This is a genomic window from Psychrobacter sp. (assembly GCF_018260395.1).
Classification (GTDB): domain Bacteria; phylum Pseudomonadota; class Gammaproteobacteria; order Pseudomonadales; family Moraxellaceae; genus Psychrobacter.
Genome location: NZ_JAGLBC010000122.1, coordinates 1 through 7,283 on the forward strand (window position 1 = coordinate 1; position 7,283 = coordinate 7,283).

At 38.6% G+C, this 7,283-nt stretch carries 5 protein-coding genes; all 5 read right to left on the bottom strand.

The features are described 5' to 3' along the window. Positions 1 to 69 precede the first annotated feature (69 nt). The 5 genes from rlmKL to QZ265_RS08815 all read right to left on the bottom strand — a co-directional run bounded on the left by rlmKL (position 70) and on the right by QZ265_RS08815 (position 6,981). A complete protein-coding gene (gene rlmKL / locus QZ265_RS08795) occupies positions 70 to 2,514 on the bottom strand; it encodes a bifunctional 23S rRNA (guanine(2069)-N(7))-methyltransferase RlmK/23S rRNA (guanine(2445)-N(2))-methyltransferase RlmL (RefSeq protein ID WP_296405397.1) in 2,445 nt (814 codons plus the stop codon). Positions 2,515 to 2,833: 319 nt separating this feature from the next. Then, entirely contained in the window at positions 2,834 to 4,024 is a 1,191-nt protein-coding gene (locus tag QZ265_RS08800; RefSeq protein WP_296405398.1) for a mechanosensitive ion channel family protein, read from the bottom strand. Positions 4,025 to 4,264: 240 nt separating this feature from the next. Further along, positions 4,265 to 5,812: a dihydrolipoyl dehydrogenase gene (locus QZ265_RS08805; protein WP_296405400.1), complete on the bottom strand. Its 1,548-nt coding sequence runs from the start codon at positions 5,810 to 5,812 to the stop codon at positions 4,265 to 4,267. Between the two features lie 126 nt (positions 5,813 to 5,938). Next, complete coding sequence (locus QZ265_RS08810; protein ID WP_296405402.1) at positions 5,939 to 6,433, bottom strand: peroxiredoxin; 495 nt, start codon at positions 6,431 to 6,433, stop codon at positions 5,939 to 5,941. A 185-nt stretch (positions 6,434 to 6,618) separates the two neighbouring features. After that, complete coding sequence (locus tag QZ265_RS08815) at positions 6,619 to 6,981, bottom strand: hypothetical protein (RefSeq protein WP_296405403.1); 363 nt, start codon at positions 6,979 to 6,981, stop codon at positions 6,619 to 6,621. Between the last annotated feature and the right edge of the window lie 302 nt (positions 6,982 to 7,283).

The following is a 7,283-nucleotide window of genomic DNA, read 5'->3' on the forward strand; positions in this document are numbered from 1 at the left end:
TAATATTATTGCTTGATAAGATTCATTTATATCATATAAGTGTGGATGCCAAACTTCGTAAAGCCAAACCTACAATTTATGACGAATCTCAAAGCTTTGGTGAATAGGCTTTTTGGTATTAAAGTCAAAGCCTATGGTTTGTTCGGTTATCTCAGTCACATCGTAACGCTCATACAAATCTTCATCAAGTTCAAACTTAGTAAAGTTATTGGAAAAGTAAATCACCCCGCCATTGGCCAAGCGATTCATAGCACGGTTGATAAGAGCTACGTGGTCTCTTTGAACATCAAAAGTACCTTGGAACTTCTTAGAGTTTGAAAAGGTAGGGGGATCAATAAAGATGACATCAAACTGATCGCTATTGTCTTTAATCCAATCAAAAATATCCGAGGCGATAAATTGATAACGGCTAGTGGTGACATCTATACCATTTAAAGCAAAGTTCTGTTTGCCCCATTCCAGATAGTTCTGTGACAAATCGACACTAGTTACCGACTTTGCACCGCCTAAAGCTGCATGCACACTTGCTGTACAAGTATAAGCAAACAAATTTAGCACATCCGCACCTCGGCTGGCTGAGCGGATCATACTTCGCATATTGCGGTGGTCAATGAATAGCCCTGTGTCCAAATAATCAGTAAAGTTAACATAAAAATAAGCGCCGTCTTCTTGTACCACATGTAGCTTACGTTTCTTCTGGGCTAAACGCTGAGCCTCTAGACGTTTGGCTTCCTCACGGGCTTGTTGGAATTTATTGCCTTTATAACGATTACGATTGTCCTTTTTAGGCTCAGATGTCTCTTTAGACTCTTTGGTTTGGCCGCTTCCTTCAGGGTTGCCATATTGCGTGTTACCCACTTGACGAGCACGAGTTTTAATGTATATTTGCTCACGGTTAATGCCAAAAACCTCACGAATACCCATTAATGCTAAGTTAAAGCGTTTACGAGCCGTCTCTGGTGGAATGGTCTTCGGTGGCGCCCACTCTTGTACGTGGATATAGTCCCCATAAACATCGATGGCGACTTTATAATCTGGTAAATCTGCATCATAAACACGCAAATTAGTGACGTCTTCTTTTGCAGCTAATTTTTTTAAATGGTTCACATTCTTTTGCAGGCGGTTAACGAAGTCTTGGGCTTCATCCACTTTGATTTCAGTTTTTTCAAAGCGGGTAATTAGGTTTTCACCTTCTTTACGGATTAGCTGACCGTGACGGAAGTACACCGTAATCGCGCCGTTATGACAACGTAAAGTTTGTGGGTTGTCAATGGGTAGCACGTCAGCTTGCTCTACATGAGCGGCCAGCAAACCAATCATAGGCTGATATTTTTGTTTGGCAAAAATTTGTTGTAACGTTAAGCCCAAGCCTTGATATAACGGCTTGATAAAATCAACATCACCCAAACGCTCACCATAAGGTGGATTGGTGATAATTAATGGACGTTTTAGCTTGCGATCTAATAGCGGTTTAGCCAGAGCAATATTTAATTCAGATAAAGGGCGCTGCTCTAAGGTTAAGTGCGGAATAATTTCAATAAGACCGGCAGCAGTTAAGTTTTTGTGAGTGGCTTTAATTGCGCCAGCATCGGCATCAAACCCTAAAATAGTGGGTAATTTACCGCTTGCAGCTTGTTCTAGACCATTGTGGAAGCGCTCCTGAGCATCAGCCACACATTGTTGCCAAAGTTCACTGTCATGTTCTTGCCAGTTATAAAAACCAAATTGTGATTCAGCTTTGTCGATACCGACAGCATAATCGCATTGCATCAGCAACGCTTCGATGATAAAAGTGCCCGAACCACACATAGGGTCAATCAATGCACTATAGCTGTTTTTGGTTTTATGCCAGCCCACGGTATATAACAATCCTGCCGCTAAGTTTTCTTTCAATGGTGCATCTGTCATGGCTACACGATAACCACGGCGATGCAAACTGGTACCAGATAAATCTAAGAAAATCTCAGCATGTTTATCATTAACGGTGGCATAAATAGGGAAGTCAGGATTATTGCTGTCTACATCAGGACGAGCATCATGTTTTTCGCTAAAGGTATCGGCAATGGCGTCTTTAATACGTAGCATGGCAAACTGCTGACTAACTTGAACCCTTTTATCCACACTCATGCGAATGGCAAAAGTATTTTGCAACCCGAACCACTGAGTCCAGTCTACGGTTTTAGCCAGACTATTTAATTGCTCTGCAACGTCATATTCAGCATTGATATTGCGCTTTTTGATAGGCAATAACACGCGAGATGCTACACGTGACCACAAGCATATTTTATAAATTTGCTCTAAGCTGGCACTGACAGCAATACGGCCTGTGCTTTTAAACTCACAACCAATATCCATACTACCAAGCTCAGTTTGCAGCGGTGCTTCTAAGCCATCTGCACAAGTGATAATAATATCGTAGCGTTTGTCTGATGTTGGTATTAATACATTCGCTGTATCAGTTTGAGAAATAGATTGTTGATTTTGATGGGTGTTTTCTGATGTGGGGGTGGACATAGTTGGCCTTTACGTTATTGATGCTAATGCTAACTTATATATTCAATCAACAAGCTACATTGCAAAAACTATATGGCTCACTATGCATAGTAGGGTAGATTGGGTATAAGGTATGCTTTAAAAAGGTATTTTGTAGGACATGTAAGCGGCTAAATAAGCTAATAGGTAGGAGTCTTACGATAATTAAAACTGATTTTACCACATTCATCAACTACGGCATAATCAGGCTTGCGAAATAAGCATCATTTTAAAGTACTTAGTTAATATTCTTGCCACTATGAATACCCAATTAATACCTGATGAGGTGCTTATTATTACCTTATTTAAATAAATCTTGTTGCGACTCAGAACGATTTAACAATGTCTCAATATCAGCCGCATTTTTAACAGAGTCCAGATTTTCAGTAGGCAATAGCAGTCGCATATGTGGATAAGGAATACAAATATCTGCTTTTTCAAAGCCCGCCTTAATTTTTTCTTGCAAGGTTTCCTTTATAATTGGCATACGAGCCACTGCAGCAGGTTTTACCCAATAACGAATAATAAATACAGTGCTAAAGTCACTAATATGATCCACAGTAGCTAAAGGTTCAGGACGCTTTAGAATGTTTTCTGCTTCATCAAGCACTTGCATGATAACTTGTCTTGCCTTTTCGATATCGGCCTCTAAGGCAATACGAGCCTGAATATCAAAACGTATGAAGTTTTTTGAGGTAAGATTGGTGACCTCAGAGGAGGCTACGGTAGCATTAGGGATAATGATAGTGATGTTATCTCGGGTCAAAATATGGGTAGTACGCAGTGAAATTAAAATTACCCGGCCCTCTTTATCGCCGATACTAATCCAGTCTCCAACCTTAAAGGACTGCTCTAATAAAATAGTAATACCTGAAATAAAGTTAGCAATAGTCGATTGCGCTGCAAAACCAACGGCCAAACCTAAGATACCTAGACCGGCGACTAGCGATACAATATCAAAGCCAAACTGAGCCATGACGCTGGCAAGACCTAAAACCACAATTAGTACTGAAAAAATATTTTTGAGCAGTTGTTCGATAGAGGCATTAAGCCCATAGTGTTTTAGCACGCGGCTAATGACTTGCTCAGATGAGGTCCAAAGAATGTAATAGATGCCAGCCCAGATACTAGCCTTTGCGGTTGCGGTAATCGTATTATGCTCGACATTAATTTGACTCATGACGGCAAGCACGCAACTGACAAACCAAAAATAGCGTAACACGGAGCGAATAATGCTAAGCCGCTTATCTGAGAGCTTTAACTGAACTTGATAACGCTTGGCAAAATAGGTAAATAACCAATAAAAAAATCCGACAATCAGTAATAAGATAACAATTTTTATGGTGGTGCTAGCAAGCTCTACGCCACGTGAAGCCCAATCTCGACTTTCTTCCTCAAGATCACCACCTATGGCAAGGTATAGACTCGAGTATAAATCGTGCAAAATTTCATTAAAAAATGTGCTTATTGGCGAGCCAGTCTCTTTTGCCATTGTCAGTCCTATGATAAATAATTGTGTAGAGTGGTTAATTATCATTTTCTTTAGTAATCTTAATATACATCAAAATGAAGCTTAATTAAGACCTCCTTTATCTATAAGCATTACCCTTTAAGCTATCTTTGTATTGGACTACTGGTGTTTTACGTTGACTGACAATATCACTAACTTTCAAAAAAACAAAAAACACCCTGTGACACTTTGACAGAGTGTATTGAAAGTAAACAAAATAGATTAGGCATTATATTTATCAATTTTACTTACAGTATCACGTAAGGCAGTACGTAACCCTTCAAGAATCGTTGGGTGATAAAATGGACTGGCAAGTAAGCCTTCAATATCGACTTTGTTAGTTATGGCAGTGGCTAAAATATGCGCGATATATTCAGCATCTGGGCCTACCATACTTGCGCCTAAAATTAATTGAGTATCCGGGCAAGCATAAATATGCAAGAGACCACAGTTAACCCCCATCACTCGGCTACGTCCTTGGTTGTCAAAGCTCACCTCGCCGATAACATAAGGTCGGCCATCATTTTCAATCTCTGGCAAAGATTGGCCTATCGTCATAATTTGTGGTGAGGTAAATATCACTGACATCGGGGTGGTGGCTGTCTTTGACTTATCAGGTGACATATCATTGAGCATATTACTGTCATTAGCGCAGTCGGTATCCTTTGCAATGGCATCGCTCATACTGATTTTATCTGCTAATCCTGAGATTTTAAGCGCCACCTCTTTACCAGATAAATAACCTTCATTACTAGAGACATGCAAGAGAGGCATGTAAGCATTGGCATCTCCAACAACATAAACTTTAGTGCCTTCAATCTTGCCAGTTATTCTATTCATATTTAAGGGACGGTTTTTATCATCCAATTTCACACCCACATGCTCAAGTCCAAGAGTATCTAGTGTGTTGTGTCTGCCAGTAGCAACCAGAACTTTCTCACCACGCCAAGTCTTTGAGTTGCCATCAGCATCGGTGTAATCGATGACGGCATGTACATCATCCTTATTCTCTTCGCGCGAAACACTGTCTATGCGTGTGTTTATACGTAGATCTAATTGTTTACTAAAACATGAAATTGCTTTTTGGTTAATAGCTTCATCTTTTATGCCGCCTACAATATCACTACGGTTAAAAATAACAACTTCAACTTCTAGTCGGCTCATGGCTTGTGCCAGCTCTAAGCCGATAGCACCAGCACCCACTACCGCCATCGATTTAGGTAAATCTGCTAACTCAAAAATAGTATCAGAGGTGATCAAAGCATCGCCTAATGATAACTTCCAGCCTTCTGGTACTGAAGGTTTAGATCCAGTGGCAACAATTATATGATCAGCCTTAATATATAAGGTTTCTCCAGTAGCAGTATGAGCTTCAATAAGACCGGATTCTGTAATCACAGCACGGCCAGAAATTTTATTGTTCTCATCCCAGCTTTCAACATTTTTTAGGGCGTAGCTGGCAAAGTGATCTCGCTCACTTCGAACACGTTTCATAACTTGTTCACCGTTAATAATCGCGCGTCCCTCTACGCCAAACTCATCTGAGTGGTTGGCATGGTAAGCTCTATCAGCGGCAGCAATCAATAGTTTACTTGGCATACAGCCCATATAAATGCAAGTAGTTGACCAAATACCTTCGTTAATAATTAATACATTGTTTGTCGCTTTACTAATTTGACGATAAGCATTATGACCTGCAGTTCCAGCCCCAATGACTACGGCATCAACATGTCGAATTTCTTTATTAGATTTTAAGGCAGTTTGAGACATAAGAGACTATTCCCTAAATTTGAATATAAATGTTTTGATCTTAAAAGCTAAGTATTAAAGGTTTTTAAGGAGTTAGATTTATAAAGCTAAGTCATAAATCATAAGGGCTTTAATCATCACTAAAGCTTAAGATAAGGTTTGAAGCAATCTGCTGGCATAATCTTTGGCTCTTAAATTACGCTGGGCATGAGTAAGCTTACCTTCTTTATCAAAAACGAAAGCTGAACGAACCAACCCCATTGTTTTTTTGCCATACATATTTTTTTCTTTAATCACATCAAAGTGATGACAAAGTTTTTGTTCTATATCGCTAATTAAAGCTATTTTAAGGTGTTTTTTTTCTATAAAGCTTTTATGAGACTCAATACTGTCTTTAGACACCCCAATAATGTTGTAATCTAATGCCTCAAACTCTTTTAACTGTTCAGTAAAGTCAACTGCTTGAATGGTACAGCCAGGAGTATTATCACGCGGATAAAAATAAAGAATTAAGCCCTTGTCCATATTTTCAACAAACTGATCGAGAACAATTTCACTTTCTATCATTTCATCGTCTATCTTTTGTACGATAGGCATGGGAAAGTTGGGCAAGGTAATCACTTCATCGGTAGGTTTGGCCATGTTGATTTTCCTTTTTTATTTTATTAACAATGGTTTATTAAGCTTTAAGGCAGTTATAGTAGTTTAACTAACATTTAACAGTGACTCAAAGCATGGCGTGTAAGCATTCAGTAAAACTAGTCAATAAAAAAGGCTGACAATTGTCAACCTATGTAAATAATATCGATTAAGTCTCTTGAAATAGCTTAAGCTTTAGGTTTTTGAGGTGGGTTAAGTTTTAAGCCCTTAGTACATTGTTGTAAGTCGCTTTGCATGGTTTTAGCATAGGGAAGAGTAGCAGGGTTTTTGCCACTTTGGGCATAACTTTCAATTTCCCACATTTGACCTAATGTCATCTTACTACGCACATTAACAGTACAGGTACATAGTTTTTGAGCGGTGGCATTATCAGCCACTTTATAGCTTACCGCGCCTTTAACACAATTGTTAATTTGGTCTTGTTTAATGTCTAGGGCTTGAGCTGGCGTAATAATCATAGCTGCAGAAGCGCCCAATGCCATAATAGGAAGCATTTGTTTGATAATAAAATTTTTAGAAATAAAATTCATGAAAAATAGTCCTTGGAGGGTTTAAAAAATAGTATTGAAACAATATCTATGCTCAATGTTTGTGGTAAATTTACTATAAACCTATCAAATAAATTGGATTATAGTTTATTGGAATATAGTTTATTGGAATATAGTTTAAGGCGAAGTTTGGATAAATCTTAGCCTCATAATTTAACAGCATACCTTAGCAAGCTACTAGGTAGATTAATAATGAATTTTGCTATTTAGTTGCAATAATATGTTGCTCATGAGTTACAAGCTTAGGTAAGGATTAAATATTATAGAACTTACGCACTATCATA